The organism is Sphingopyxis sp. A083 (assembly GCF_001468495.1).
In the GTDB taxonomy this organism is placed as follows: domain Bacteria; phylum Pseudomonadota; class Alphaproteobacteria; order Sphingomonadales; family Sphingomonadaceae; genus Sphingopyxis; species Sphingopyxis terrae.
Genome location: NZ_LNSK01000015.1, coordinates 17,784 through 41,449 on the forward strand (window position 1 = coordinate 17,784; position 23,666 = coordinate 41,449).

A 23,666-nucleotide genomic window follows, 5' to 3' on the forward strand; every position below is an offset into this window, starting at 1 on the left:
ATCGCTCCGTTCCCCCACCGGCGCACCGGCGGGGCAAGCGATAGGTGTCAGAAGTGAACGAAGGATTGAATTTTGAACTGGTCGGGCCGACGCGCCCGGTAGCAGGCTATATTGGCGGCAAGCGCAATCTGTCGCGGCGCCTCGTCGAGCTGATTGGGCGCACGCCGCATGATCTGTATGTCGAGCCATTCGTGGGGATGGGCGGGGTTTTCTTCCGCAGGGACCGTCGCCCGCCAGCCGAGGTGATCAACGACATCTCGGCGGACGTGACGACGCTCTTTCGCATCCTCCAGCGCCACTACCAGCAATTCCTGGACACGCTTAAATGGCAGCTCGCAAGCCGAGCCGAGTTCGAGCGGCTGATGCGGGTCGATCCGGACACGCTGACCGATCTCGAACGATCGGCGCGATTCCTGTATCTTCAGCGCCTCGCGTTCGGCGGGAAGGTCGAGGGCCGCAATTTCGGCGTGACGCGGACCGGTCCGGCGCGGTTCGACCTGACAAAGCTGGTCCCGATGCTGGAGGCTGTGCACGAGCGCCTCGCGCCGGTTCACATCGAGCGGCTGCCATTTGAGAAGCTCATTGCCCGCTACGATCGTCCAGGGGCGCTGTTCTATTGCGACCCGCCCTACCATGGGTGCGAGGCCGACTACGGCAAGGGCGTGTTCTCACGCGCCGATTTTGCCCGTCTGAGAGACCTCTTAGAAGGCGCGCAGGGTCGCTTCATCCTGTCGATCAACGACCATCCCGACATTCGCGAGCTTTTCGTGGGTAGCTCGATCGAAGAGGTCGGCGTCAATTATCGTGTCAGCGGACAGGTGACGACGGCACGCGAACTGATTATCCGTGGGGGCGGAGGAGAACCCAAATGATTACAGAAGACGACGTTCGGATTGCCCAAACGCTTGCGGCCGAAATCTCCGCCGCGGCAAAAGATGGGAAGGACGTTACAGTATGGCTGGCGTCCGGCAAGGTGCTGATGGACGTGCAGAGCGCCGATACGCCGGGGTACATCATGACGATCAAGGGCAGCTCGAACATCTGGCGCTTCCGCGCGGATCATGTGGTGGGTTATTCCGCCGCCTGAGTGCTACAACCTGTCTTGTCAAAGACTCAAAAAGCTTTTGTCGCGCTTCACTGACCGCCGACGTAATTGCTTTTGAAAAAATGTTTATGGTATGTTCTCCTTCCAGCCAAGGAGAGAGACATGACCGATTCCCCTGCCCGCGCCTCCGGCCAGTGCCATTGCGGTGCGATCCGATATTCAATGCCGACGGCGGTCGAACATCACGCCCTGTGTCATTGCAGCGATTGCCGCCGCCACGCCGGCGCGCCGATGGTCGGGTGGGCGCTGGTTGCCGAGGCCGATCTGGAGCTCAGCGGCACGCCGAAAATCTACGCTTCGTCAGAGCATGGACGGCGCCATTTCTGCGGCGATTGCGGCACCGGCCTCTTCTATACCAACGACCAGATTTTCCCCGGCAAGATCGACGTACAGTCGGGGACGCTCGACGATCCCGACCTGATACCCGCGGGCGCGCAAATCCAGGTCGCCGAACGGATCGGCTGGATGGAAAAGCTGGACGAGATGCCCAGCTTCGCGCGCTACCCCGGCATGGAGTGAGGCCTTATTTCCGGGCGCCGGCCTTGTCGTCGCCCGCGACGACCGCAGCGGTGAGTTTGGCAATATCGAGCCGCTGCGCCGCGTCGTCATAGCCCTGCCGGACGATGACCAGTCGCCGCGACGGAATGATGACTACATATTGGCCGCGATTACCGAAAGCGCCGAAGGCATCGGACGGCACGCCCGCCGATTTGTCGAGCAGCCAGAAACCGGCACCATAGCCGAATGGCCCGTCCGGCTGCGGGCCGCTCGGCGTCGAAACGAAGCGCCGCCAGTCGGCAGGCAGAATGCGCTCGCCGTCCGCCATGCCGTCGTTCAGATAGAGCAGGCCGAGCCGGGCAAGATCGCGCGCGGTCGTCCACACCTGGCTCGACAGGATGAAATCGCCATCCTTGTCATGTTCGACGAAGGTGCGCGTCATGCCCAGCCGGTCGAAAAAGGCCGCGGGATCGAGCGCCTCGCCCTCCTTCGCCAGCGCTGCCTTCAGCGACAGCGTTGCGAGCAGCGTGTCATTGTTGGCATAGCGATAGCGGCTGCCCGGAGGGTTGAGCAGCGGCCATTGCGTCGTCCACGCCCGCACCGATGCGCCGCCCATATAGATGGCATCGGTGCGATTGCCGGCGCTGTCGCTCGTCAGCCCGCTTGCCATGCGCATGAGCTGTTCTGTGGTGATGACGGCGCGCGGATCGCCTGCCGATTGCCATTCGGCAATCGCTGCGGGCGCGGCCACGTCGAGCTTGCCGCGCAGCACCGCGTTGCCGATAAGTGTTGCCGCCAGCGACTTTGCGACCGAAAAGGTCCGCTGCGCCGTATGGACGTCGTGCCCGGCCTGATAGTGCTCGACGACGATCCGGCCGTCCTTGACGATCAGCAGCGCGCTTGTCCGCCCTCCGAAACCGGCAATGTTCATCACCGCCGCTTCATAGGGCGTCAGACCGCGCGGGATCGGCGCGCGCGCACCCTGGTCGCCGAGCGGCCATGACCGGGCGTCAAAGTCGGCGCGCTTCTGCGGCGAAACGCCGGGACCCGACGCAGTATCGGCGCCGATCGGCAGCGTCACGCAGCCGTCCCGCCCGGTCCATTGCGCAACGCGCGGCGGCATGTCGTCGCGATAACGGACAAGGACGCGGCGCGCCGTCTGATCGACATCGGCAGTCAACGCGCGGACATCGGCCTCGATTTCGGGATATATGCCCATCAGTTCGTCGCGTTCGATATCGGCCATCGCCTTGCCCGCGCCGTCCCATAGCGACGAGCAGGTAAAGGCGGCGCGATAGCCCGCCGCCCAAGCCCGATTGAGATCGGCCCCGGCGTCCGCGGCCTGCGCCGGCATCGCCGTGAGCGCCATGGCTGCGACAAGAAACGCCCGCCAGCGCACGTCAGGGCCGCGGCCCGAACGCCGCGCGCTGCGCCTTTTTGGCGCGATCCCACCAGGCGCGGCGGATGACGTCGGCGACGCGGCCGGGATCGGCGGGCACGAAGCGGACGAGCAGGCCGGGCCAGCCTTCATAATGCGGGGTTTGCCAGAAGATGCCGGGGTCGGTTTCAAGCAAAAGCTCCTTTTCCTCGATCGGGCACATGACGTGAAAACTGCCGGCCTCACGGCCCGGCGACACGAAGGCCTTGCCGTTCACCTTCGGGCAGGGGGTGCCATAGAAGGGCGCCATTTCGACATCGGGCAATGCGCAGGCAAAGGCGACGACATCGTCCCAGCCATCGAAACGAGGGGCGCTCACCCCTCTTCCCGCGCCGCACGGCGGCGCTCGTCCCACCAGGCGATACGCTCGGCAATGCGCTTTTCGAAACCGCGGTCGACGGGGCGATAGAAGGTCGCGGGCGCCATGGCATCGGGCCAGTAATTGTCGCCCGAAAAGCCGTCGGGGGCGTCATGGTCATAGGCATAGCCTGCGCCATAGCCCAGATCCTTCATCAGCTTGGTCGGCGCATTGAGAATGTTCGCCGGGGGCGCAAGCGAGCCGGTTTCGCGCGCTGCGGTCCAGGCCGCCTTTTGCGCGGCATAGGCAGCATTCGATTTGGGCGCGGTCGCGAGATAGAGGCACGCCTGCACGATCGCGAGTTCGCCCTCGGGCGAGCCGAGAAACTGATAGGCGTCCTTGGCGGCGAGGCATTGGGTCAGCGCCTGCGGGTCGGCGAGCCCGATATCCTCGCTCGCAAACCGGACGAGACGGCGCAGGACATAGAGCGGCTCCTCCCCCGCGACGAGCATGCGCGCGAGCCAATAGAGCGCCGCCTGCGGGTCCGATCCGCGCAGCGATTTGTGCAGCGCCGAGATCAGATTGTAATGACCGTCGCGGTCCTTGTCGTAGACCGGCATGCGGCGGTGGAGAAATTGCGCAAGCTGGGCCGCGTCGAGGGGATCGGCGATCGCCGCCGCGAACAGGGTTTCGACCTGGTTGAGCAGGAAGCGCCCGTCGCCATCGGCGCTGGCGATCAGCGCCGCCCGCGCGTCCGCCGTCACCGGCAGGCTCCGCCCGACATCCGCTTCGGCCCGGTCGACAAGCTGCGCGAGCGCCGCTTCATCAAGCCGTTGCAGCACCAGCACCTGCGCGCGGCTGAGCAACGCGGCGTTCAGCGCAAAACTGGGGTTCTCGGTCGTCGCTCCGACGAGCACGACCGTCCCGCGCTCGACAAAGGGCAGGAAGCCGTCCTGCTGCGCGCGGTTGAAGCGGTGAATCTCGTCGACGAAAAGCAGCGTCCGCTTGCCAGCCGCCGCCATCTTTTCGGCATCGGCGAACGCCTTTTTAAGGTCGGCGACGCCCGAAAACACCGCCGACAGCGGCGCGAAGCGCATCCCCACCGCTTCGGCGAGCAGGCGCGCGATCGTCGTCTTGCCCGTGCCCGGCGGCCCCCACAGGATGATCGAGGACAATTGTCCCGCCGCAACCATGCGCCCGATCGCGCCCTCGGCGCCGGTCAGATGCTCCTGTCCGACGACATCGGCGAGGCTGCGCGGGCGCAACCGTTCGGCGAGCGGAACCGGCCCGGCGGCATCGCCCGCACCGGCCGGCGCATCGTCGCCGAACAGATCCCCGGCCATGCCGCGCTACCTCCGCTGCCGCTGCTTCTGGCGGATCAGCCGCAAATAGGTGTCGGCGACCGACTGATTGATCGCGTCCCATTCATAGGCCATGCTTTCGGCCAGCGCCGCCGCACCATGCGCCGCGCGCAGCCCGGCATCGGTGCAATAGCGCTCAAGGTCGTCTGCAAAGCCGGTGATTGACCCGGGATCGACGAGATAGCCCGTCTGGCCGTGCTTGACGATGCTGGCGCTGCCCGTCGCGCGTGCCGCAACCACCGGCAGGCCGCATGCCATCGCCTCCAGCGTGACATTGCCGAAGGTTTCGGTGACCGACGGGTTGAACAGCATATCGCACGACGCGATCGCCCGGGCGAGATTGGGACCGCCCTGAAAGCCGACGAATTTTGCCTGCGGCAGCCGCGATTCAAACCAGTCGCCCGCCGGACCTTCGCCGATCACGACGACCTGATGGCGGACCTTGCGGCGTTCGAGCACGTCGATCGTGTCGGCGAAAACGTCGAGCCCCTTTTCCATGACCAGCCGTCCGAGGAAGGCGATGACGGGCATGTCGTCGGCAATGCCCCACGATTGCCGCCAGCTCGCCTCGCGCCGGTCGGGCCGGAAAATGTCGCGCTCCACGCCGCGCGTCCAGATGCCGATGTCATAGTTCATCCGCTGTTCGCGCAGCACCTGCGCGAAGCTTTCCGACGGCGCGATCAGCGCGTCGCAGCGCCGGTAGAGCCGGCGGAGCCATGCGACCATAATCGGTTCGAGGAAGGACAGGTTGTAATAGCGGAAATAGGTTTCGAAGCGCGTGTGCACCGAACAGGCGACGGGGATATTGCGCCGCCGTGCCCACGCCGCCACCTGCCGCGAAACACGGTCGGGGCTGGAGATATGCAGGATATTGGGCGCGAATTTCGCGATATCCTCGCGCACGCGGGCCGAGAAGTGAAGCGGGATGCGATATTCGGGGCGGTTCGGGATCGCCATCGACGGCACGCTGACAAGGTCGCCGGTCGGCTCGAAATCGGGTTCGGCAACCGTCGGCGAATAGACGCGCACCGATGCTCCCTGGCGCAGCAGATAGCCGACGAGGCGGTTGAGCGCCTTGTTCGCGCCATCGACCGTCATATTGTAATTGCCGCTGAACAGCGCGATGCGAAGGTCCGAAACGTCCATCCGGTTTCCGCTAGTCTTTTGCCCCGTCAAAGGCAATTCGTCAGAAGTCGGCGCCGCGATCGGCCGAGGCTTCCAGATCGACGACCACCGGCGGATGCAGGCGCAGACGATGAACACGCTTTTCGTCGGCTTCGGTGATTTCGATGCGCCACCCGCTCGGGTGGTGCAGCACCTCGCCGACCGCCGGGACATGCCCCGCGAGCACCGCAGCGAGGCCGCCGAGCGTGTCGACATCCTCATCGACTTCGGCAAGGCGCGGGTCGATCACTTCGCCGATATCGTCTAATTCGGCGCGCGCATCGGCGTCCCAGCAGCCGTCGGCGTCGGGCACGAACAGCGCGGTCGGCTCGTCGTCATGCTCATCCTCGATCTCGCCGACGATTTCCTCGACCAGATCCTCGATCGTAACCAGGCCGTCGGTGCCCGAATATTCGTCGATGACGATCGCAAGGTGCGTGCGCTTCGCGCGCATTTCGGCGAGCAGGTCGAGCACGCCCATCGATTGCGGCACATAGAGCGGCTGGCGCAACAGGTCGAGCAGCGGCGGCGGCGTGCGCCCTTCGGCGAGCACGGCAAACACGTCCTTGACGTGGATCATCCCGACGACCTCGTCGAGCGTTTCGCGGTAGACCGGCAAGCGGCTGTGCCCCGCGTCGGCAAAGATGGCGACGATTTCCTCGAAACTGGCGCTTTCCGAAATCGCGATGATCTCGCCGCGCGGCACCGCCACATCGTCGACCGTCTGTTCGCCGAAGTGCAGCAGGTTGCGCAGCATCTTGCGTTCGATGGGCGACAGATCGCCGACGATGCTGCTGCCGCGGCGCTCCGCGCCCTCTTCCTCGGCCTCGTCGATGACCTCTTCGATCTGCTCGCGCAGCGACGGTTCGCTGTTACCGCCGAACAGCAACGTCCGTATTCCGGCCCACAGGCCGGATCTACTGTCCTCTTCCGATCGGGTCGAAGACCCCTGCTCGTCGGGCATGTCTCTCGCTTTTGCCGTTAATCCTGCACCGCATATGGATTGGCGATGCCCAGCGATGCAAGGGCTTTCACTTCCAAAGCCTCCATCGCCTCGGCGCCATGGTCGTCGACATGGTCGTATCCGACCAGATGCAGCGTCCCGTGGACGATCAGATGGGTCGCATGATCGGCGACTGAAACCCCCTTCTCCGCCGCTTCGCGCACGCAGGTTTCGCGCGCCAGCACGATGTCGCCGAGCAATATCTCGCCGTCGTCGCTGTTGCTCATCGTTTCGAGAAGGTCGGGCTGAACCTGCGGAAAGGACAGGACGTTGGTCGGCTTGTCCTTGCCCCGGAAATCGCGGTTGAGCGCCTGCACCTCATCATCGTCGGTCAGGCGGATCGCCACTTCGACAAGCGGCGCGGCATCGGCAAGCGCGGCGTAAGGGGTCAGCGCGAGCGCGGCCGCGGCCGCTTCGCCAGCGCGCGCCTGCCAATCGAGATCGTCGGGCCAGGGGCTGGCCTCGTGCGTTTCGACGCTCAGCATGGCCGGATCGCGGCCGCTGGCCGGCTGCACCTATCGACGGAGAGAATCGGCGTGGTCATTGCCCCTCGCTACTGCCGCGCCGCGCCGTGCGCCATGCGAAATCGCTTGCCCACCCCCGTTACGGCGGCGTTGCTGGCACCGGCTGGGGCTGCGCCGGCGGGGTTGCCGGTGTCAGGGTCGGCCCCTGCCCCGATGGCGTCTGCCGGTCACCGATCGGGAGACGCAGATCGACGCGCGTGCCGCCGATTTCGGTGCTGATGACGGCATTGCCGTCCTCGACGCCGATGCTCGTCTTGTCGCCGACCGGGATCGTGCCGACGTCGGGTACGTCAAGCGGCTGGACCGGCCCCGCGGGATCGACAGCCGGCGGCGCCTTCTTCGGTTCGGCGCCGCGGCCGCTGGCCTGTACCATGAAATCGCGCCAGATCCGCGCCGGCACGCCGCCGCCAGTCACGCCGTGCAGCGGCGAATTATCGTCGTTGCCGACCCACACGCCGACAACCAGCCCATCGGTATAGCCGATGAAATAAGCGTCGCGATTGTCCTGGCTCGTCCCCGTCTTGCCAAAGCCGGCGATCGGCAGCCGCGCCGCGCGCCCGGTGCCGCGATTGACCACGGCGCCCAGCATATCCTCGATCCCGTCATGCTCGCGCGCCGAAAAATGGCTCGGGCCCCAGACCATATTTTCGAACCAGCCCTTGTCCTCGCTCTTGAAGGCGTGCGGAACGACCGGATAGGCGTTCGCCGCCACTGCGGCATAGGCGGCGGTCAGTTCCATCAATGTCATCGTCGAGGTGCCGAGCGCTAGGCTCGGGTCGCCCTTGGCCAGCGGTGCAGTCACGCCCAGATCGCGCGCCATCGCGATGACGCGGTCATCGCCCACTTCCTGCAGCAGTCGCACCGCCGCGACGTTGCTCGACGTCGCGAAGGCGTCTTCCAGCGTGATGCTCGGCGAATAGGTGCCGCTGGCATTTTTCGGCCGATAGGTACCGGTTTCGATCGGCCCGTTGGCGATGCTGTCGTCCGGGCGCCAGCCTTTGCGTAGCGCCGCGAGATAGACGAACAGCTTGAAGGTCGATCCCGGCTGGCGCCGTGCCTGCGTAGCGCGGTTGAACGGCGATGCGGCATAGTCGCGCCCGCCGATCATCGCCACGACCTCGCCATCGGGGCGCATCGCGACCAGCGCCACCTGCGATTTGCCGAGCGCGGCGCGATTGACCGCACGCCGCGCCGCCGCCTGCAAACGGGCGTCGAGCGTCGTCGTAATCGTCTGGCGCGAATAGCCGATGTCGCTGAGCTTGCGGGCCTGCGGCAGCGCCCAGTCGGCGAAATAGGTACCGGTGGGCAGGTCGTCGCGCTCGCGCACGTCGATACGCGGCGGCCGCATCGCTTTCGCCTCAGCCGCGGTCAGATAGCCCTCGCGCGCCATCGCCTGCACGACCAGCCGCATCCGCTTTTCGGCCAGATCGGGGTTCTTGGTCGGGGCGAGCCGCGACGGCGCCTGCACTAGCCCTGCCAGCATCGCCGCCTGCGCCGGGGTCAGCTTTTCGGGCTGGCGATAGAAATAATGGAGCGACGCGGCGCGCAAACCATAGGTGTTATCGCCGAAATAGGCGTTCGACAGATAGCGCTCGAGGATCTCGTCCTTGGTCAGCCATGCTTCGAGCCAGAAGGCGATCAGCGCCTCGCGCGCCTTGCGGCCCAGCGTGCGCTTGGGCGTCAGGAAGGTGAATTTGGCGAGCTGCTGCGTGATCGTGCTGCCGCCCTGCGTGCGGCCGCCGGTGACATTGCTCCATACGGCCCGCGCGACGCTGCGCGGATCGACGCCCCAATGATTGTAGAAACGGCGGTCCTCGATCGCGATGAAGGCCTGCGTGACATGATCGGGTAGGTCGGCGACCTTCACCGGCTTGTCGACTACCGCGCCGATGCGCGCGATCGGGGTGCCGTTCGATGCGAGCAGGGTAATCTGCGGCGGCGCGATCGGCTCGAGCGATTTCGACAGCGGCGCCGTAATCGCCAGCCAGCCGACGAGCAGGATGAAGAGGATCGCAAAGGCCGCAAAGCCGCGCGACAGCCAGCGCAGCCATCGTGGCCGCGGCTTCTTCGCGCCCGCCGGCGTCGCAGGCGCTTCGGCATGCGGAAACAGCGGCTCTTCAATCGCCGGGGGCGGCGGATCGTCGGAAAAGGGAAAAGCGGTCATTCTTCGCGCCGTATTACACCCCCAATACAGAGCGCGCAATCGCTCGTGCGGCGACGTGCTGTCACGCGCGTCTTTAGTGCATATGGCGCAGCTTGTCGGGGTTGCGCATGACATAGATGCCGACGACCAGCCCATCCTCGATTTCCAGCGCCGTCGTCTGATATTCGCCATCGGCCTCGCGCGTCACGAAGCCGGGCAATCCGTTGATCGTCCCGACCTCGACCAGCGTCGAGGCATATTTTCCGAACAGGACCGCCAGGCTGCGATGCACCCGCATGACGAGGTTGAAGCCGAGTACCGGCTGCATCGCCGCGGGCCGCTTGCCGCCGCCATCGGACCACATGCCGACATCGGCCGCGAGCAAATTGCCGAGCGCGCTCATGTCGCCGCTCCGCGACGCCGCGAAGAAGGCGCTGGCGATTTCGAGTCCGCGCTCGCGCTCGAGCAGATAGCGCGGGCGCGCGTCGCGGACGTGGGCGCGGGCACGGGTCGCGAGCTGGCGCGTCGCCGCCGCATCGCGGCCAATCGTCGCCGCGACTTCGTCGAACCCGACGCCGAAGACGTCATGGAGCAGAAAGGCCGCGCGTTCGAGCGGTGATAGCCGTTCGAGCGCAAGCATCAGCGGCAGCGTAACATCGTCGTCGGGCTCCTCGCCGACAATCGGATCGGGAAGCCACGGTCCGACATAGGTTTCGCGCCGCACCCGCGCCGATTTGAGCTGGTCGAGACAAAGCCGCGTCACGGTGCGCCGCAGAAAGGCAGCAGGTTCATGCACCGACGCACGATCGGCGCCGAGCCAGCGGATGAAGGCATCCTGGACCACATCCTCGGCATCGGCAACCGAGCCGAGCATGCGATAGGCGACGCGCGTCAGCAGCGGACGCAGCGGATCGAAACTCGCCGCCGCATCCGCCGCATCCGCCGCATCCGCGCGCGAAGGCATCGTCGCTGTCACGCAGCGCGCGCCGGCTGTTCGAGCCAAAGGTCGAAACCAACCGCAATGCGGTTCCATCCGTTGATGATGTTGATCATCAGCGTCAGCTTCACCTGTTCCTCCGGCGTGAATTCGGCCTCGAGCGCCGCCTTGGCTTCGCCCTGTGTGTGCCCCTGCGACAGACGCGTCAAGGCGTCGGTCCAGGCGAGCGCCGCGCGTTCGCGGGGCGTATAGCAAGGCGCCTCGCGCCAGGCCGACAGCAGATAGATGCGCTGCTCGCTCTCGCCGCCGGCGCGGGCTTCGGCGGTGTGCATGTTGATGCAATTGGCGCAGCCGTTGACGATCGAGGCGCGGATCTTGACGAGTTCGGTCAGGCTTTTCTCGAGGCTGTCCTGCACCGCGAGCGAAACCGCCATCCACTGCTTCATCAACTGCGGCGCTGCGGCGAAGGGTTCGGTTACCTTGGTCATGTCATCACTCCTTTGTTCGGGTTGTGCCGACATGACGAGGCAGCGCCGGTCGATTGTGACATGGCGCACGAAAAAATTTCGCGACGACGCTCTTTTGCGATAGCGTCGCGCATCGACAACGACCGAAGGGGGCGTGTGATGAAGTTTCTCGATGGATATCGTGAACAGGCCTATGCGCTGCTGCGCATCGTCGCCGGCCTGCTGTTCCTCGCGCACGGGGTGCAGAAATTCTTCAATTTCCCGACCGATTTTCCGATGCCGCTCAACCCGATGCTCTATGCCGCCGGAACGATCGAACTCGTCGCGGGCGCGCTGATCATCATCGGCCTGTTCACGCGGCCCGCGGCCTTCATCGCCAGCGGCATGTCGGCGGTCGGCTATTGGGTCGTTCACGCGCCGAACGGGCTCTATCCGATCGTCAACGGCGGCGAGACGATCATCCTCTATACCTTCATCTTCCTGTTCATCGCGACGCGCGGCGCCGGGATATGGAGCATCGACGCCAGCCGCTCCAAAGACTGAACAGCTTTCGCGTCAGGGCGCCGCCGCGCTCAGCTTCCCGGCCCCTCATAGGCTTCGACGATCCGCCCGACGATGGGATGACGCACCACGTCGGCGCTCGTAAAGCGGCTGATGTTGATCCCTTCGAGCCCTTCGAGCCGCGCGACCGCATCGGCGAGGCCTGATGTCGCGGGCAGCGGCAGGTCGACCTGTTTCGGGTCGCCGCAGATCACCATGCGGCTGTTCATGCCGAAGCGGGTGAGGAACATCTTCATCTGCGGGATCGTCGTATTCTGCGCTTCGTCGAGGATGATGAAGGCATCGGCAAGCGTGCGCCCGCGCATGAAGGCAAGCGGGGCAATTTCGATCTCTCCGCTCGCGATGCGACGTTCGACCTGCTCGGCGGGCAGGCAATCATGCAGCGCGTCGTAGAGCGGACGCAGATAGGGATCGACCTTTTCCTTCATGTCGCCAGGCAGGAAGCCGAGCTTCTCGCCCGCTTCGACCGCGGGGCGCGACAGGATCAGGCGCTGGACGCTGCCGGTGATGAGCTGCGCGACGGCCTGCGCAACCGCAAGATAGGTCTTGCCCGTGCCCGCGGGACCGAGCGCGAAAATCACGTCGTCGCGTGCCAGCGCCTGCATATAGGGAATTTGCGAGGGCGCACGCGGGACGATCGTCTTTTTGCGCGTGCGGATCATCACCGGCGGCGCGTCGCTGGTTTCGTGGCGGATGATGCCGTCGAGCGTCGGCTGCGCCGTCATCGCGATCACCGCGTCAACCAGCCCGCTGTCGATCTCTTCGCCGCGTTCGATCCGCGTATAAATTTCGGTCAGCACATCGCGCGCCCGCGCCGCGGCTTCGGCCTCCCCTTCGATCTGCACGCGGTTGCCGCGCGCCGAAATATAAACGCCGAGCCTGTTCTCGATCGCCACCAGATTACGGTCAAACTCGCCGAACAATATGCCCAGAAGCTGGGTTCGCTCGAACTCCACCGACAATCGGACGCGGTCGCCAGGTTCGGCGGGCGATGCGGCGGTCAGCGGGCGTTTCGACACGTGGGCAGGGCTCCTTCTTTCAGTAACAACCTGTGTACTCCCGCGAAGGCGGGAGTCCATCTCCCGTGGCACCGGAATGCGGCGAAAAGAGATGGGTCCCCGCCTTCGCGGGGACACCCAAACTCAAAGCCGGCACTAGGCAACCGCTTCCATCAACGGCTCGGCGCCAAGGCTGTTGGGCCCGGCCGATGTAATCCGCACATCGGTCATGTCGCCGATCGCCAGCCCCGGCGCCGTCACATGCACCGATTGCAGCCAGGGTGACTTGCCGATCAACTGGCCGTCATGCTTGCCCTTGCGTTCGAGCAGCAGGCGCGTCGCGCGCCCGACCGTCGCTTCATTGAACGCCTGTTGCTGCTGATTGAGCAGCGCCTGCAGCCGCTGGAGGCGGTCGTTCATCACCGCTTCGTCGATCTGTTCGTCCATCGTCGCTGCGGGCGTGCCGGGGCGGCGCGAATATTTGAAGCTGTACGCCATCGCGTAATTGGTCGCGCGCACGATATCGAGCGTCGCCTCGAAATCGGCCTCGCTCTCACCGGGAAAGCCGACGATGAAGTCACCCGAGATCGCAATATCGGGACGCGCCGCGCGAACGCGCTCGATGACGCGCAAATAGCTGTCGACGCTATGGCTGCGGTTCATCGCCGCCAGAATGCGATCGCTGCCCGCCTGCACCGGCAGGTGAAGGAAGGGCATCAGCTTGTCGATCTCGCCATGCGCCGCGATCAGCCCGTCAGTCATGTCGTTGGGGTGGCTGGTGGTATAGCGGATGCGCTCCAGTCCGTCCTCCCGCGCAAGCTCGCGGATCAGGCCGTCGAGGCCGATCGCCCGGCCCTTGTCATCCTCGCCGTCCCACGCGTTCACATTCTGCCCGAGCAGGGTGATTTCGCGCACCCCGCCCGCGATGAGCGCGCGCGCCTCGGCGATCAGGTCGGCGAACGGCCGGCTGATCTCGGCACCGCGCGTATAGGGCACGACGCAATAGGTACAGAATTTGTCGCACCCTTCCTGCACGGTCAGAAAGGCCGTCGGGCGCTGACCACCCGCGCGCTTCGGCAGCGCGCCGAACTTGCTTTCGAGCGGCATGTCGAGGTCGATCGCCTTTTCGCCGCGTTCGGCGCGCGCGATCAGGTCGGGCAACCGGTGATAGGCCTGCGGGCCGACGACGACATCGACGCTCGGCGCGCGACGCGCGATCTCGGCGCCCTCGGCCTGCGCGACGCAGCCTGCGACCGCGATCGTCGGCGTGCTCCCGTCCTCGCGCTTCAGTCGGCCGATGTCCGAATAGACCTTCTCGGCCGCCTTTTCGCGGATGTGACAGGTGTTGAGCACGACCAGATCGGCGTCGGCGCCATCGGCGGCGGGAACATAACCCTGCGTCCCCAGCATCTCCGCCATGCGTTCGCCGTCATAGACGTTCATCTGGCAGCCGAAGGATTTGACGTGGAAGGTCTTGGCGGGATTTTTGGCGGGGGAGTCGGATGTCATCGGCGCCCTATAGGCGATGGCGGCTGATCGCGGAAGGGTTTGGCGTCTCCGCCATGGCGCCGGCGATCGCAGCCCGCGCCGCCTCGGCCAGCAGCTTGCGGTCCGCCTCCGCATCGTTGGGCAGCGGATCGAGATAATGGATGGTCAATGTGATCGGCCGCTTGCGCGCCAGCAGACGCTTGAAATTGTCGAGGCCCGATTCGGGATCGAGCCACGCGATATCGGGCGCATCGACCCCATAGTCGAGGAACACCGGCTGCACCTGAAGCCGCGGCGGCGTCGGGATCACCGCCTGCAACAGCGACGGCCGGAATGGCAGCAAGCCGTCGCCCGGCCCCGTCGTCCCCTCGGGAAACAGCGTCACCGGGCGCCCGCGCGCGAGCGCGTTGCGCAGATCGTTCGTCTGATTGTGAATCTCGCGCTTCGCCTCGCGCTGGACATAGATGGTGTGATTCTGGTCGGCGAGCCAGCCGACGAGCGGCGTCGTGCCCACCTCGGCCTTGGACACGAAGGCCGATCGCGCCGCACCGCCGAGCGCCAATATATCGAGCCAGCTGACATGGTTCGACACGAACAGGACATCGCGGCGCAGCCGCGTGCCGGTCGTCGTGATCCGCAATCCCGCGATCCAGCCGACCGCATTCAGAAAGGCCATGACCATCGGCGATGGCCGCCCGATGGCGCGGTAGAAAAGGTGCGGGACGATCAGGAAAAGGAGCGTCAGCACCATCAGCGCAAGGCGAAAGACCGAGCGCCAGGTGATCCGGGCGCGATCAGTCGCGCTTGCGATCGATGGCGACACCGTAAAGCTCCATGCGGTGATCGACGAGGCGGAAGCCCAGCCGTTCGGCGATCACCTTCTGCAACGCTTCGAGTTCGGGATCGACGAATTCGATCACCTTGCCCGTTTCGACGTCGATCAGATGATCGTGATGCGCCTCAGGCGCGGCTTCGTAGCGCGAACGGCCGTCGCCGAAATCATGGCGGTCGAGGATGCCCGCTTCTTCGAACAGGCGCACGGTGCGATAAACGGTCGCGATCGAAATGCCGCTGTCGATCTTCGACGCGCGCTCGTACAGCGTTTCGACGTCGGGATGATCTTCGGAATCCGAAATCACGCGCGCGATGATGCGACGCTGTTCGGTAATCCGCAGGCCCTTTTCGTGGCAAAGGGCTTCAAGATCGATGGAACCGGGCATGATGGCCTTTCGTGCAAAGCGCGCAGGTCGCGTCCTGTTTCTTCAATCTGTATAGGGTCGCCCCGCGCATAGAACAAGGGCGGCGCCCCCCGGCACCGCCCCTGCATTCTGCGCCGTGAAAAGCTCAGACTTTCTTGCGCTTGCGGCCACCGCCGCGTCCCTTGGTGCCCAGGCCGATCTCCTTGGCGAGCGCGCGCCGGCGTTCGGCATAATTGGGCGCAACCATCGGATAATCGGCCGGAAGGCCCCACTTTGCGCGATAATCGTCGGGGGTCATGCCATAGTGGGTCATCAGGTGGCGGCGAAGCATTTTCAGCTTTTTGCCGTCTTCCAGACACACGATGTGATCGGGCTTCACCGACGCGCGGATCGACACCGCGGGCACCGGCTTTTCTTCCTCGACCGGCTTTTCGCCAAGGTTCGACAAGGCTGTGTGGACGTTATTGATCAGGATCGCGAGATCGGAAATCGCGACGCTGTTATTGCTGACGTGCGCCGCGACGATGTCGGCAGTCAGTGTGACGAGCATTTCATTTGTATCGGCAGACTCCGACATGAAACTCATTCCCCATATAAAGACCCGGATAATCAGCGATTTGATTATTGGGGGGTTTATACCCCGAGGAAATTCATGCCATTTTGGTGGGAATTTCGCAATGCCTCAATTGCTAATGATCGGCGTCCTTGACTGGGCGCCGCATCGTAATCGCATCGCGCATTACGCCATCGCGCCCGCGATAATAAGCAGGGCGCCGTCCGCACTCCGTAAAACCCGCTGCGCGATAAAGATGAATCGCATCATTGTCGGCCCGCATTTCAAGGAAATAGTCTTCGGCGCCTTCGCCCGATGCCCAATTCTGCCAGTCGGTCATGAGTTTTTTTGCGACGCCGCGGCCGCGAAAGGCCGGGTCGACGGCGAGCAGGAGCAACTCGCTTTCGGGACCGGCGATCCGCGCCGCATAAAAGCCGCACGCCCGCTCCCCGGCCCATGCCAGACAAATCCGTGCCGAAGGGAGCGCGAACAGCGTCAGCAACTGACCTGCGCTCCACGCTTCGCCATAGGCGGGATCGAACGCCGCATCCATGATCCGCATCGCCGCGTTCAGGTCCGCGACGCGCGCGGTGGCGATCCGCACCGCCTCGCTCATGGCGTCGCCATCGGTTTTGCGTCGGGTGCCCGCCCGTAAATGGGACGGGGGTCGTCGAACAGGGCTTCCGCCGGCAGCGCAGGCAGCGCACGCGCGTCGGGCAGCATCGCCAGCGCCTCGCCGAAGCCGCGGCGCGCCACAAAGGCTTCAGCGCGATTGCCGACGATCAACGCATCCCCGTTCGCGATGGCGGCGTCGGGCAACAGCGATTGCACCGGCCCGCGCGGCGTCAGGTCGGCGTCGAAGGGCTGGACGAACCATTGGCCGTGCCCGCCCTCCATGACGACGAGCGCGCCGCCTGCCGCCGCAATCGGCTCGGCCGCCGCCGCGGCGACGAGGGCCGGGGTCGAAAAGCCGCGCACGGGGACGCCCCAGGCCAGTCCCAGCGCGCGCGCCGCCGCGACGCCGATGCGCACGCCGGCAAAGCTGCCCGGCCCGCAGCCAACCAATATCCCGGCCGCTCGTCCCCCGCCTTGCAGTTCGGCGATCAGGGGAACCAGCCGCTCGGCATGGCCGCGTCCGATCACCTCGTGCCGCGCATCGACCACGCGCGCGCGATCGATCAGCGCGACCGTGCAGGCCTCGCTGGCACAATCGATGACGAGCCGGAGCGCGTCAGGCGATGCGGTTGAAGCGGTCAAAGTCCGGCCGCGGGCTGCGGTCGAAGATGCTCGCCGGATCGCCATAGCCCAGCGTCGAGATGAAATTGCTCTTCACATTGGGCGTATCGGCGAAAAAGGCGGCGTCGACAGCGTCGTTGTTGAACCCCGACATCGGCCCGGTATCGAGCCCGAGCGCCCGCGCGGCTAGGATGAAATAGCCGCCCTGCAGGCTGGAGTTGCGGAACGCGGTGGTCGCGGCGTGCGGCGCATTGCCCGCAAACCAGCTCCGCGCGTCGGTGTGCGGAAACAGCTCGGGCAGATGTTCGTAGAATTCATTGTCCATCGCGATGATCGCGGTGACCGGCGCCTTCAATATCTTTTCGGCGTTCGCGGGCATCGACAGCGCAGCGAGCTTTTCCTTGGCATCGTCCGAAACGCACCAGACGATGCGCGCCGGTAGACTGTTCGCGCTCGTCGGGCCGAATTTCATCAGATCCCAGATCGCGCGAAGCTGCGCGTCCGACACCGGCTTGTCGAGATAGCCGTTATAGGTACGCGCGGTGCGGAAAAGCTGGTCGAGGGCGCTGTCGGAAAGCGGCTCGCTCATCGGGACATACTCCTGTGGCTGGGATCAGATCAGACCGCGTGGACGGCGGTGACTTCGGGAACATAATGTTTGAGCAGCGACTCGATCCCGTTCTTGAGCGTCGCGGTCGACGAGGGACAGCCGGCGCAGGCGCCCTGCATCTTCAGATAGACATTGCCCTTGTCGAACCCGCGATAGACGATATCGCCGCCGTCGTTGGCGACCGCCGGGCGGACGCGCGTTTCGATCAGTTCCTTGATCTGGTCGATGATGTCGGCATCGGCCGGGTCGTCGGCAAAGCCCCCCTCCGCCTCGCCCGGAACACTGATCCCCGCGGCGCTCGCCGGGTTGAACAGCGGCATATCGCCCAGGAAATGATCCATGATGATGCCCAGCACATCGGGCTTCGCCATCGACCATTCGGCGCCGGGCGCGATCGTCACCGACACGAAGTCGCGCCCGAAGAAGACGCCGCTCACATCGCCGAGGGTGAACAACGCCTGCGCCAAGGGCGAGGCTTCGGCCTCTTCGGGGCTGGCAAAGTCGCGGGTTCCCGTTTCCATGACCGGACGGCCGGGCAGGAATTTGAGCGTCGCGGGGTTCGGCGTCGATTCGGTTTCGATCAGCATGGGTCGCATTTGGGACCGGGCGGCCCTTTGTGCAAGGCGCCGCGCCGCGCTACACGCCAAATATGCGCCCATTCACCCATTTTGCCGCCATCGACTGGTCGGGCGCCCGCGGCGCGCGCCAGCGTGGTATAGCACTCGCCGTGGCGAGCGGCGCGGCGGCGCCCGCGCTCGTCCGGCCGGGGCATGTCTGGTCGCGCGCGGAAATATTCGACTGGCTCTGCGACGTCGCAGTACAAGGCACCGACATGCTGATCGGCTTCGATTTTTCGGCTGCTTTCGCCTTTGCCGACCGCGACGCCTATTTCCCCCAATGGCCCGACAGTCCGCCCGATATGCGCGCGCTATGGGCGCTCGTCGCGCGCCATGCGGCGGACGATCCGCATTTCGAGGCGCATGGCTTTCTCAATCATGCGGAGGCCCGCCGCCATTTCCGTCACGCAAAGGGCGATGTCGGCGACTTGTTCGAGGGTGGCGCAGGACGGCTGCGTATCGTCGAACAGCATCAGCGCGCGACCCGCCAGGCGGCTAGCGTGAGCAATTTCAACCTCGTCGGCGCGGCACAGGTCGGCAAGGCCAGCCTGTCGGGGATGCGGCTGCTCCACCATCTCGGCGGCGCCCTCCCGCTCTGGCCGCTCGATCCAGCGCCCCCGCGCGGCCCGCTGCTCGTCGAAATCTACACCGCGCTTGCCGCCCGCGCCGCGGGCGTGCCCGCCGGGCGCAGCAAGATCCGCGACGGCGCCGCACTCGATACCGCGCTTGCAGCGCTCGGTTCGCCGCCGGCTGGGCTCGCAGGGCCGGTCAGCGACCATGCGAGCGACGCGCTGCTCAGCGCCGCATGGCTCCGCGCGATCGCCGCCGATGCCGCACCCTGGTCCCCCGCACCGCTCACCCCGGCGATCGCACGCACCGAGGGCTGGACCTTTGGCATAATTTGACGCAAGGGGCGCGAACGCGCCGGCTTAGCTCAGTTGGTAGAGCAACCGCCTTGTAAGCGGTAGGTCGTCAGTTCGAGTCTGACAGCCGGCACCATCGCGCCCGATAACAGGCTCATCGCGCCATCCGCAATTTGCATTGAAAGCCGATGCATTCGGTCACGCCAGTCGCCAAGGCAGTTCCAGAGAGACACCGAAGCGGCCCTCGCCAACAGGCCCGGACTTCATCGCGTAATTGCCCTGGAAGCGAGCGCGTAATCGTTCGGCCACATTCTTGAGGCCCACTCCCAAACCCGACGTCTTCGGCATATCCCCGTCATCATTCCGGGGCATGTCGTTTTCGATCGCGATGCACAGCCGATCCCCTGCCCGGCAGGCCCTGACCAATATTTCAACCCTGCCGCGGGTCGCACCCACGCCATGCTTGAGAGCATTTTCGATGAGCGGTTGCAGGATAAGGCTTGGGACCAACGCATCGGCCACATCGGCGTCGGTGGCTATCGAAAAGCTCATGCGGTCGGAAAACCGCTCGCGTTCGATCTCCAGATATTCTCGCTGCAGTGCGATTTCATCGGCAAGCGGAACGTCATGGAACGGATCAAGCGCCAATGTGGTCCGCAGAAAGATGGAGAGGGAAAGCACCATGCGTTCGGCTTGCGTAGCGGCACCTTCTTCGATCAGCCCGGCAATCGAATTGAGCGTATTGAACAGGAAATGCGGATTTATCTGATAGCGCAGCGCGCGCATCTGGGCACTCAGCGCCTCTTCTCGTATGGCGGCGAGACGCACCTTGCGGTCGTTCAACTCGAACGCATAGATCAACGCGACGAACAGACAGCCCCACGCAAAAAGAATCCCCCACGCAGCTCCGAAGTAGACCATGACGTTCGTCGTCCCCGTTGGCACGAGACTTAGAATTGCGGCGATTACAGGGTAGAGAGCATGGGAGCCTGCCCATAATGCAGCCAGCGCAACCGATAGAAAAAAGGACGCTATGATGAGGAGAGGTAGCGAATCTTCCGAAGTGCGGCGCCGTACCGATTTCTCGTGCAGCAAAAAGATGAGATACGACAGGGCAAGCGCCAACGCAGAGAGCGATACAAAATCGACGAATCTGTAAAACAGGAATGATCGTGAGACGTCGCTCGTCGCGCCGATGATGAATGCCGCAACGATCATGACAAAAACCCAGAACGCGATGCCGAATCTGATCGTGGCAATACGAATGCCCCGCGCATTTGCCGGTCGGTTTCTGAAATTCACGTCCAGCGCTATGTCATCGGGATTCATGACAGCCCCCTCCGGCCTCTGTTGCACGCCGCAAGCTCTGCACCGGCGTTTCGGCCGACACCGGCCGAAACACCATATGTCGCGACTTGCCGTCCGTTGTGAACGATCATCGCGCCGCCTTACCGCCGATAATCCTTGGCCCTGAGGCCATATTTCGTCAGGCGGTCGTAAAGCGTCTTGCGCGGCAGCGACAATCTTTGCTGCACCTCGTCCACCTGTCCCTTTGCGTCGCGCAGCGCGTCCTCGATCACCGCGCGTTCGAAGCGGGCAACCATTTCGCGCAGGCTTTGCGGTTCCGCGCCGCGGGCAGAGCCTTGCGCGATGCGCGTCAGGCCCGTGACGAAGTTGCGCGCGAAGGTGCGCAGTTCGCGTATATTGCCCGGCCAGTCGTGGCTGAGCAGATGGCGCCACTCGGCTTCGCCGAGATCGCTCGTCTCAAGCTCCAGTTCGGCCTCGAAGGCGGCGACAAATTCGCGGAAGAGATCGGGAATATCCTCGCGCCGGTTCGCCAGTTCGGGCAGCGCGATCGCGATGCCGCCAAGCCGGTGGAGCAGCGCGGGATCGAGTGGCCGCGCGCGCTCTCCTTCACCCGCGCTGCGCGAGATGGCGATGATGCGGACGTCGACCGAACGCGGCCGCTCGGCACCGATCGCAAGAAAACGGCGCGTGTCGATCAGGCTCAGCAACTGGGCTTTGGCGCGCTCGGGAATGCTCTCGATCTCGTCGAGAACCAGCGTGCCGCCTTGCGCCCGTTCGACGAGGCCCGACCGTGACAGCGCCACCGAAGGATCGCGCCCGAACAGGATCAGATTCGCGTCGTCGTGCATCAGAACGCCGGCATCGACGGTCACGAAGGGCCTGTCGCGCCGCGGGCTGAGGTCGTGGACCAGCCGCGCGACGAAATTCTTGCCCACGCCCGTCGGCCCGGAGATCATCAGGTCGACATCGGCACGCGCGACTTCGGCGATCAGGCGCTGCAGCCGCTCGGCGGTCTGCGACGAGCCGCCGATCCGCCGATGCTCCCGTTCGCGTAGCGCGTCGCGCAGGCGCCGGTTTTCGAGCACCAGCGCCCGCCTGTCGTGCGCCCGGCCGATCGCATGCACCAGCCGCGAGACCGAATAGGGCTTGGTGAAAAAGTCCGCCGCACCATTTTTCATCGCCTCGACGGCCATCGCGACATCGCCATGCGCGGTCGTGAAAATCACCTGCATTTCGGGATCGAGCGCGCGCAGATGGTCGAAAAAGGCGATCCCGTCCATTCCGGGCATACGGATATCGCTGACGATCACGCCGGCAAAGGCGGGGGTGACGGCGCGCAGCGCAGATAAGGCGTCGGCATGGGCCGAGACCTCGAAACCTTCGAGCGTCAGCGCCTGCACCGTCGCCTCGCGCAGCGTCTCGTCATCCTCGACGAAAAGGACCGTTGGCCGCACGCCGGTCATGCGCGCGGGATCGTCATGACGAAGGTCGTCGCGGATGCATCCGCATCATAGGAAAGCTCGCCGCCAAGATCGCGCATGATGTCGCGCGCGATGACAAGGCCGAGGCCGAGGCCGTCGGGCTTGGTCGTCGCGAAGGGCCGGAACAGATCGTCGGCCTGCACCAGCGAAAGCGGCGTCCCGCTGTCGATCACGCGCAGGCAGACGGCATCGCCGCCCGCATCGACGGCGACTGTCACCCTGCCCCCTTCTCCGGCGGCATCGAGCGCATTTTGCAGCAGGTTGACCAGCACCTGTTCGAGCCGGACATGTTCGGCGGCGACGACGACCTGCGTTGCCTCCTCGGGCGGCAGGTCGATGGCGACGTGCATCGACCGGATGCGATCTCGCAGCAGCAGCAGCGCCCCGTCGATCGCCTCGCCGAGCGGCATTTCGCGGCGGTCGGCCGGCTGCCGCCGACTGAAGCGCCGCAGTTCGCCGGTGATCCGTCCGATCCGATCCGCCAGATCGACGATGCGGGCAAAATTGCCCGACGCCTGCTCGACCTCGCCGGCCGCGAGCATCTTCTGCCCATTTTCCGCAAAAACCCGCGTCGCGGCGACCGGCTGCCCGATCTCGTGCCCGACGCCGGCCGATATCTGGCCGAGCGTCGCCAGTCGGTTGGCCTGCGATAGCTGTTCGCGCAGCGTGCGGGTTCGCTCGTCGAGCAGCGCCTGCGCGCGCGCATCGCGGCGTCGGCGCATCACGACGCCCGTCGCGGCAAGAACCGCCAGCACCAGAAAGCCGAGCGCCAGCGCCAGCCGCCCGGTCGCCACCGCCGCATCGACGCGCTGCGCCGGATCGGCGAGCAGGTGCAGCACCCATCCGTCGGGAAGGATCGGCTGCCGCGTGTCGAGCAGCGGGATACGCACCGCCTCGCCCTCATTGGGCGAAACGATCGCGAGCGGGCGCAGCGTCCGGATGCCGAACTGTCGCAGATCGGCCTCGGCATCGCGCGCGTCGGTGCTCGCGCCTTGGGCCAGATGAAACCGCCAACGCTCGTCGCTTGCCAGCAGCACTACCCCGTCGCGATCGGTCACATAGACGCGCTGGGCCGTGTCGCGCCAACTCCTCTCGAGCCCGTCGAACTCGACCTTCACCGCGACGACGCCGAGCGGCGCGGCGCGCGTCCCGATGCGCCGCGCGATATAGAGCCCCGGCTCGCGGCTGACGGTCCCGAGCGCGAACTGGGTGGCCGAGCCGTTGGCCAGCGCATCGTGAAAATAGCGGCGAAAGGCATATTTCGACCCGACGAAACTGGTCGGCAGTCGCCAGTTGCTCGCCGCGAGCGTCGTGCCATCGGCGCGCATCACATAGATCGCCGCCGCCGCCGATTGGCGCGCAAGCGCCTCGAGCCGCCCGTTGAGCGCCGCCACCGAAGCGCCGTCGCCCGCAGCCAGCGCGCGCACCTGCGGATCGTCGGCGAGCGCGATCGGAAGCAGGCTGAACTTGTCGAGCTCGCTGCGCAGGCTCGACGCCAATATCGCCGCGTCGTTACGCGCAAGTCCGGCCTGCTCGGACAGCGCGCGATCGTGCATCACCCGATCGGTGATCGCGACCGCGAGCGCGACGACGAGCAAGGCGCATAGCCCCGCAGCCAAGGCCCAGCGCCGCGCGCGCAGATCGATTCCCAGCACCGTCATCGCTCGATTGATGTGCGAATATCCGCACTTTGTATATCCGAAATATGCGGAAATCTGCACAAATTTGATCGGAGATCATCATAAGCCGTTGTTTTATATAGAACCGAAGGGAGGGAGCGCGATCGTTGCGCCCGCCGCGAACCATCCTAGAAT

Annotated in this window: 26 protein-coding genes and 1 tRNA gene; 6 read left to right on the top strand and 21 right to left on the bottom strand. The window is 65.2% G+C overall.

The genetic code is table 11. The features are described 5' to 3' along the window. The first annotated feature begins 53 nt into the window (after positions 1-53). The 3 genes from ATE59_RS16480 to ATE59_RS16490 all read left to right on the top strand — a co-directional run bounded on the left by ATE59_RS16480 (position 54) and on the right by ATE59_RS16490 (position 1,624). Positions 54-872 carry a DNA adenine methylase gene (locus ATE59_RS16480; protein ID WP_231737468.1) on the top strand — a complete coding sequence of 273 codons (819 nt, stop codon included), beginning with the start codon at positions 54-56 and terminating at the stop codon, positions 870-872. Next, entirely contained in the window at positions 869-1,087 is a 219-nt protein-coding gene (locus tag ATE59_RS16485; protein WP_058813366.1) for a hypothetical protein, read from the top strand. The genes ATE59_RS16480 and ATE59_RS16485 overlap by 4 nt, the downstream gene beginning before the upstream one ends. A 120-nt stretch (positions 1,088-1,207) precedes the next feature. Continuing rightward, complete coding sequence (locus tag ATE59_RS16490; protein ID WP_058813367.1) at positions 1,208-1,624, top strand: GFA family protein; 417 nt, start codon at positions 1,208-1,210, stop codon at positions 1,622-1,624. A gap of 4 nt (positions 1,625-1,628) precedes the next feature. On the opposite strand, the gene ATE59_RS16495 is transcribed toward ATE59_RS16490, so the two are convergent. From ATE59_RS16495 to ATE59_RS16535, 9 genes are all read right to left on the bottom strand, one after another. Continuing rightward, positions 1,629-2,972 carry a serine hydrolase domain-containing protein gene (locus ATE59_RS16495; RefSeq protein ID WP_058813368.1) on the bottom strand — a complete coding sequence of 448 codons (1,344 nt, stop codon included), beginning with the start codon at positions 2,970-2,972 and terminating at the stop codon, positions 1,629-1,631. A 31-nt stretch (positions 2,973-3,003) separates the two neighbouring features. Further along, positions 3,004-3,360: an MmcQ/YjbR family DNA-binding protein gene (locus ATE59_RS16500; RefSeq protein WP_231737469.1), complete on the bottom strand. Its 357-nt coding sequence runs from the start codon at positions 3,358-3,360 to the stop codon at positions 3,004-3,006. Further along, positions 3,357-4,682: a replication-associated recombination protein A gene (locus ATE59_RS16505; RefSeq protein WP_058813369.1), complete on the bottom strand. Its 1,326-nt coding sequence runs from the start codon at positions 4,680-4,682 to the stop codon at positions 3,357-3,359. The genes ATE59_RS16500 and ATE59_RS16505 overlap by 4 nt, the downstream gene beginning before the upstream one ends. A 6-nt stretch (positions 4,683-4,688) precedes the next feature. Continuing rightward, on the bottom strand, positions 4,689-5,846 hold the full coding sequence (locus ATE59_RS16510; RefSeq protein ID WP_058813370.1) for a glycosyltransferase family 4 protein: 1,158 nt from the start codon (positions 5,844-5,846) through the stop codon (positions 4,689-4,691). A 40-nt stretch (positions 5,847-5,886) separates the two neighbouring features. Next, on the bottom strand, positions 5,887-6,828 hold the full coding sequence (locus tag ATE59_RS16515) for a hemolysin family protein (protein WP_040589145.1): 942 nt from the start codon (positions 6,826-6,828) through the stop codon (positions 5,887-5,889). Between the two features lie 17 nt (positions 6,829-6,845). Further along, the gene (gene ybeY, locus ATE59_RS16520) at positions 6,846-7,352 is read right to left on the bottom strand and encodes an rRNA maturation RNase YbeY (protein WP_058813387.1); all 507 of its coding nucleotides are present in this window, start codon (positions 7,350-7,352) and stop codon (positions 6,846-6,848) included. Between the two features lie 118 nt (positions 7,353-7,470). Next, positions 7,471-9,555, bottom strand: coding sequence for a transglycosylase domain-containing protein (locus tag ATE59_RS16525; RefSeq protein ID WP_058813371.1), 2,085 nt, complete (start codon positions 9,553-9,555; stop codon positions 7,471-7,473). A 73-nt stretch (positions 9,556-9,628) separates the two neighbouring features. After that, positions 9,629-10,498: a sigma-70 family RNA polymerase sigma factor gene (locus tag ATE59_RS16530; protein WP_058813388.1), complete on the bottom strand. Its 870-nt coding sequence runs from the start codon at positions 10,496-10,498 to the stop codon at positions 9,629-9,631. An 8-nt stretch (positions 10,499-10,506) separates the two neighbouring features. Then, on the bottom strand, positions 10,507-10,959 hold the full coding sequence (locus tag ATE59_RS16535) for a carboxymuconolactone decarboxylase family protein (RefSeq protein WP_003039873.1): 453 nt from the start codon (positions 10,957-10,959) through the stop codon (positions 10,507-10,509). Between the two features lie 138 nt (positions 10,960-11,097). Between ATE59_RS16535 and ATE59_RS16540 the strand changes: the two genes are divergently transcribed. Next, positions 11,098-11,481, top strand: coding sequence for a DoxX family protein (locus ATE59_RS16540; protein ID WP_058813372.1), 384 nt, complete (start codon positions 11,098-11,100; stop codon positions 11,479-11,481). 29 nt (positions 11,482-11,510) lie between these two features. Here ATE59_RS16540 and ATE59_RS16545 read toward each other — a convergent pair whose 3' ends face one another. From ATE59_RS16545 to ATE59_RS16585, 9 genes are all read right to left on the bottom strand, one after another. Then, positions 11,511-12,518 (bottom strand): PhoH family protein, encoded by a 1,008-nt coding sequence (locus ATE59_RS16545; protein WP_058813373.1) that lies wholly within the window; start codon positions 12,516-12,518, stop codon positions 11,511-11,513. 135 nt (positions 12,519-12,653) lie between these two features. Next, on the bottom strand, positions 12,654-14,006 hold the full coding sequence (miaB, locus tag ATE59_RS16550) for a tRNA (N6-isopentenyl adenosine(37)-C2)-methylthiotransferase MiaB (protein ID WP_058813374.1): 1,353 nt from the start codon (positions 14,004-14,006) through the stop codon (positions 12,654-12,656). Positions 14,007-14,013: 7 nt separating this feature from the next. Then, positions 14,014-14,808, bottom strand: coding sequence for a lysophospholipid acyltransferase family protein (locus tag ATE59_RS16555; RefSeq protein ID WP_003039881.1), 795 nt, complete (start codon positions 14,806-14,808; stop codon positions 14,014-14,016). Then, positions 14,780-15,205: a Fur family transcriptional regulator gene (locus ATE59_RS16560; protein ID WP_003039883.1), complete on the bottom strand. Its 426-nt coding sequence runs from the start codon at positions 15,203-15,205 to the stop codon at positions 14,780-14,782. Before ATE59_RS16560 ends, ATE59_RS16555 begins: the two co-directional genes overlap by 29 nt. A 124-nt stretch (positions 15,206-15,329) precedes the next feature. Continuing rightward, entirely contained in the window at positions 15,330-15,761 is a 432-nt protein-coding gene (locus tag ATE59_RS16565) for a MucR family transcriptional regulator (protein WP_003039884.1), read from the bottom strand. 112 nt (positions 15,762-15,873) lie between these two features. Beyond that, a complete protein-coding gene (locus ATE59_RS16570) occupies positions 15,874-16,353 on the bottom strand; it encodes a GNAT family N-acetyltransferase (RefSeq protein WP_003039886.1) in 480 nt (159 codons plus the stop codon). Then, the gene (gene tsaB / locus ATE59_RS16575; RefSeq protein ID WP_003039887.1) at positions 16,350-16,994 is read right to left on the bottom strand and encodes a tRNA (adenosine(37)-N6)-threonylcarbamoyltransferase complex dimerization subunit type 1 TsaB; all 645 of its coding nucleotides are present in this window, start codon (positions 16,992-16,994) and stop codon (positions 16,350-16,352) included. Before tsaB ends, ATE59_RS16570 begins: the two co-directional genes overlap by 4 nt. After that, positions 16,969-17,562, bottom strand: coding sequence for a malonic semialdehyde reductase (locus ATE59_RS16580; RefSeq protein WP_003039889.1), 594 nt, complete (start codon positions 17,560-17,562; stop codon positions 16,969-16,971). The genes tsaB and ATE59_RS16580 overlap by 26 nt, the downstream gene beginning before the upstream one ends. 29 nt (positions 17,563-17,591) lie before the next feature. After that, positions 17,592-18,170, bottom strand: coding sequence for a NifU family protein (locus tag ATE59_RS16585; protein WP_003039891.1), 579 nt, complete (start codon positions 18,168-18,170; stop codon positions 17,592-17,594). Between the two features lie 62 nt (positions 18,171-18,232). Between ATE59_RS16585 and ATE59_RS16590 the strand changes: the two genes are divergently transcribed. Together ATE59_RS16590 and ATE59_RS16595 are read left to right on the top strand one after the other, a co-directional pair. Further along, entirely contained in the window at positions 18,233-19,105 is an 873-nt protein-coding gene (locus tag ATE59_RS16590) for a hypothetical protein (RefSeq protein WP_058813375.1), read from the top strand. Positions 19,106-19,123: 18 nt separating this feature from the next. Further along, a tRNA-Thr gene (locus tag ATE59_RS16595) sits at positions 19,124-19,199 on the top strand. Between the two features lie 62 nt (positions 19,200-19,261). Here ATE59_RS16595 and ATE59_RS16600 read toward each other — a convergent pair. The 3 genes from ATE59_RS16600 to ATE59_RS16610 form a co-directional block, all read right to left on the bottom strand. Continuing rightward, entirely contained in the window at positions 19,262-20,392 is a 1,131-nt protein-coding gene (locus ATE59_RS16600; protein WP_058813376.1) for a sensor histidine kinase, read from the bottom strand. Positions 20,393-20,511: 119 nt separating this feature from the next. Then, complete coding sequence (locus tag ATE59_RS16605; RefSeq protein WP_058813377.1) at positions 20,512-21,834, bottom strand: sigma-54-dependent transcriptional regulator; 1,323 nt, start codon at positions 21,832-21,834, stop codon at positions 20,512-20,514. Beyond that, positions 21,831-23,513 carry a sensor histidine kinase gene (locus tag ATE59_RS16610; RefSeq protein ID WP_156416827.1) on the bottom strand — a complete coding sequence of 561 codons (1,683 nt, stop codon included), beginning with the start codon at positions 23,511-23,513 and terminating at the stop codon, positions 21,831-21,833. Before ATE59_RS16610 ends, ATE59_RS16605 begins: the two co-directional genes overlap by 4 nt. Positions 23,514-23,666 lie beyond the last annotated feature (153 nt).

Coding starts and splice junctions, on each gene's coding strand:
- ATE59_RS16590 (WP_058813375.1), top strand. CDS start 18,233: ATGCGCCCATTCACCCATTTTGCCGCCATCGACTGGTCGGGCGCCCGC.
- ATE59_RS16525 (WP_058813371.1), bottom strand. CDS start 9,555: ATGACCGCTTTTCCCTTTTCCGACGATCCGCCGCCCCCGGCGATTGAA.
- ATE59_RS16560 (WP_003039883.1), bottom strand. CDS start 15,205: ATGCCCGGTTCCATCGATCTTGAAGCCCTTTGCCACGAAAAGGGCCTG.
- ATE59_RS16530 (WP_058813388.1), bottom strand. CDS start 10,498: ATGCCTTCGCGCGCGGATGCGGCGGATGCGGCGGATGCGGCGGCGAGT.
- ATE59_RS16605 (WP_058813377.1), bottom strand. CDS start 21,834: ATGACCGGCGTGCGGCCAACGGTCCTTTTCGTCGAGGATGACGAGACG.
- ATE59_RS16515 (WP_040589145.1), bottom strand. CDS start 6,828: ATGCCCGACGAGCAGGGGTCTTCGACCCGATCGGAAGAGGACAGTAGA.
- ATE59_RS16610 (WP_156416827.1), bottom strand. CDS start 23,513: ATGACGGTGCTGGGAATCGATCTGCGCGCGCGGCGCTGGGCCTTGGCT.
- ybeY (WP_058813387.1), bottom strand. CDS start 7,352: ATGCTGAGCGTCGAAACGCACGAGGCCAGCCCCTGGCCCGACGATCTC.
- ATE59_RS16510 (WP_058813370.1), bottom strand. CDS start 5,846: ATGGACGTTTCGGACCTTCGCATCGCGCTGTTCAGCGGCAATTACAAT.
- ATE59_RS16485 (WP_058813366.1), top strand. CDS start 869: ATGATTACAGAAGACGACGTTCGGATTGCCCAAACGCTTGCGGCCGAA.
- ATE59_RS16565 (WP_003039884.1), bottom strand. CDS start 15,761: ATGTCGGAGTCTGCCGATACAAATGAAATGCTCGTCACACTGACTGCC.
- ATE59_RS16540 (WP_058813372.1), top strand. CDS start 11,098: ATGAAGTTTCTCGATGGATATCGTGAACAGGCCTATGCGCTGCTGCGC.
- ATE59_RS16490 (WP_058813367.1), top strand. CDS start 1,208: ATGACCGATTCCCCTGCCCGCGCCTCCGGCCAGTGCCATTGCGGTGCG.
- ATE59_RS16535 (WP_003039873.1), bottom strand. CDS start 10,959: ATGACCAAGGTAACCGAACCCTTCGCCGCAGCGCCGCAGTTGATGAAG.
- ATE59_RS16600 (WP_058813376.1), bottom strand. CDS start 20,392: ATGAATCCCGATGACATAGCGCTGGACGTGAATTTCAGAAACCGACCG.
- ATE59_RS16585 (WP_003039891.1), bottom strand. CDS start 18,170: ATGCTGATCGAAACCGAATCGACGCCGAACCCCGCGACGCTCAAATTC.
- ATE59_RS16570 (WP_003039886.1), bottom strand. CDS start 16,353: ATGAGCGAGGCGGTGCGGATCGCCACCGCGCGCGTCGCGGACCTGAAC.
- miaB (WP_058813374.1), bottom strand. CDS start 14,006: ATGACATCCGACTCCCCCGCCAAAAATCCCGCCAAGACCTTCCACGTC.
- ATE59_RS16580 (WP_003039889.1), bottom strand. CDS start 17,562: ATGAGCGAGCCGCTTTCCGACAGCGCCCTCGACCAGCTTTTCCGCACC.
- ATE59_RS16495 (WP_058813368.1), bottom strand. CDS start 2,972: ATGGCGCTCACGGCGATGCCGGCGCAGGCCGCGGACGCCGGGGCCGAT.
- ATE59_RS16505 (WP_058813369.1), bottom strand. CDS start 4,682: ATGGCCGGGGATCTGTTCGGCGACGATGCGCCGGCCGGTGCGGGCGAT.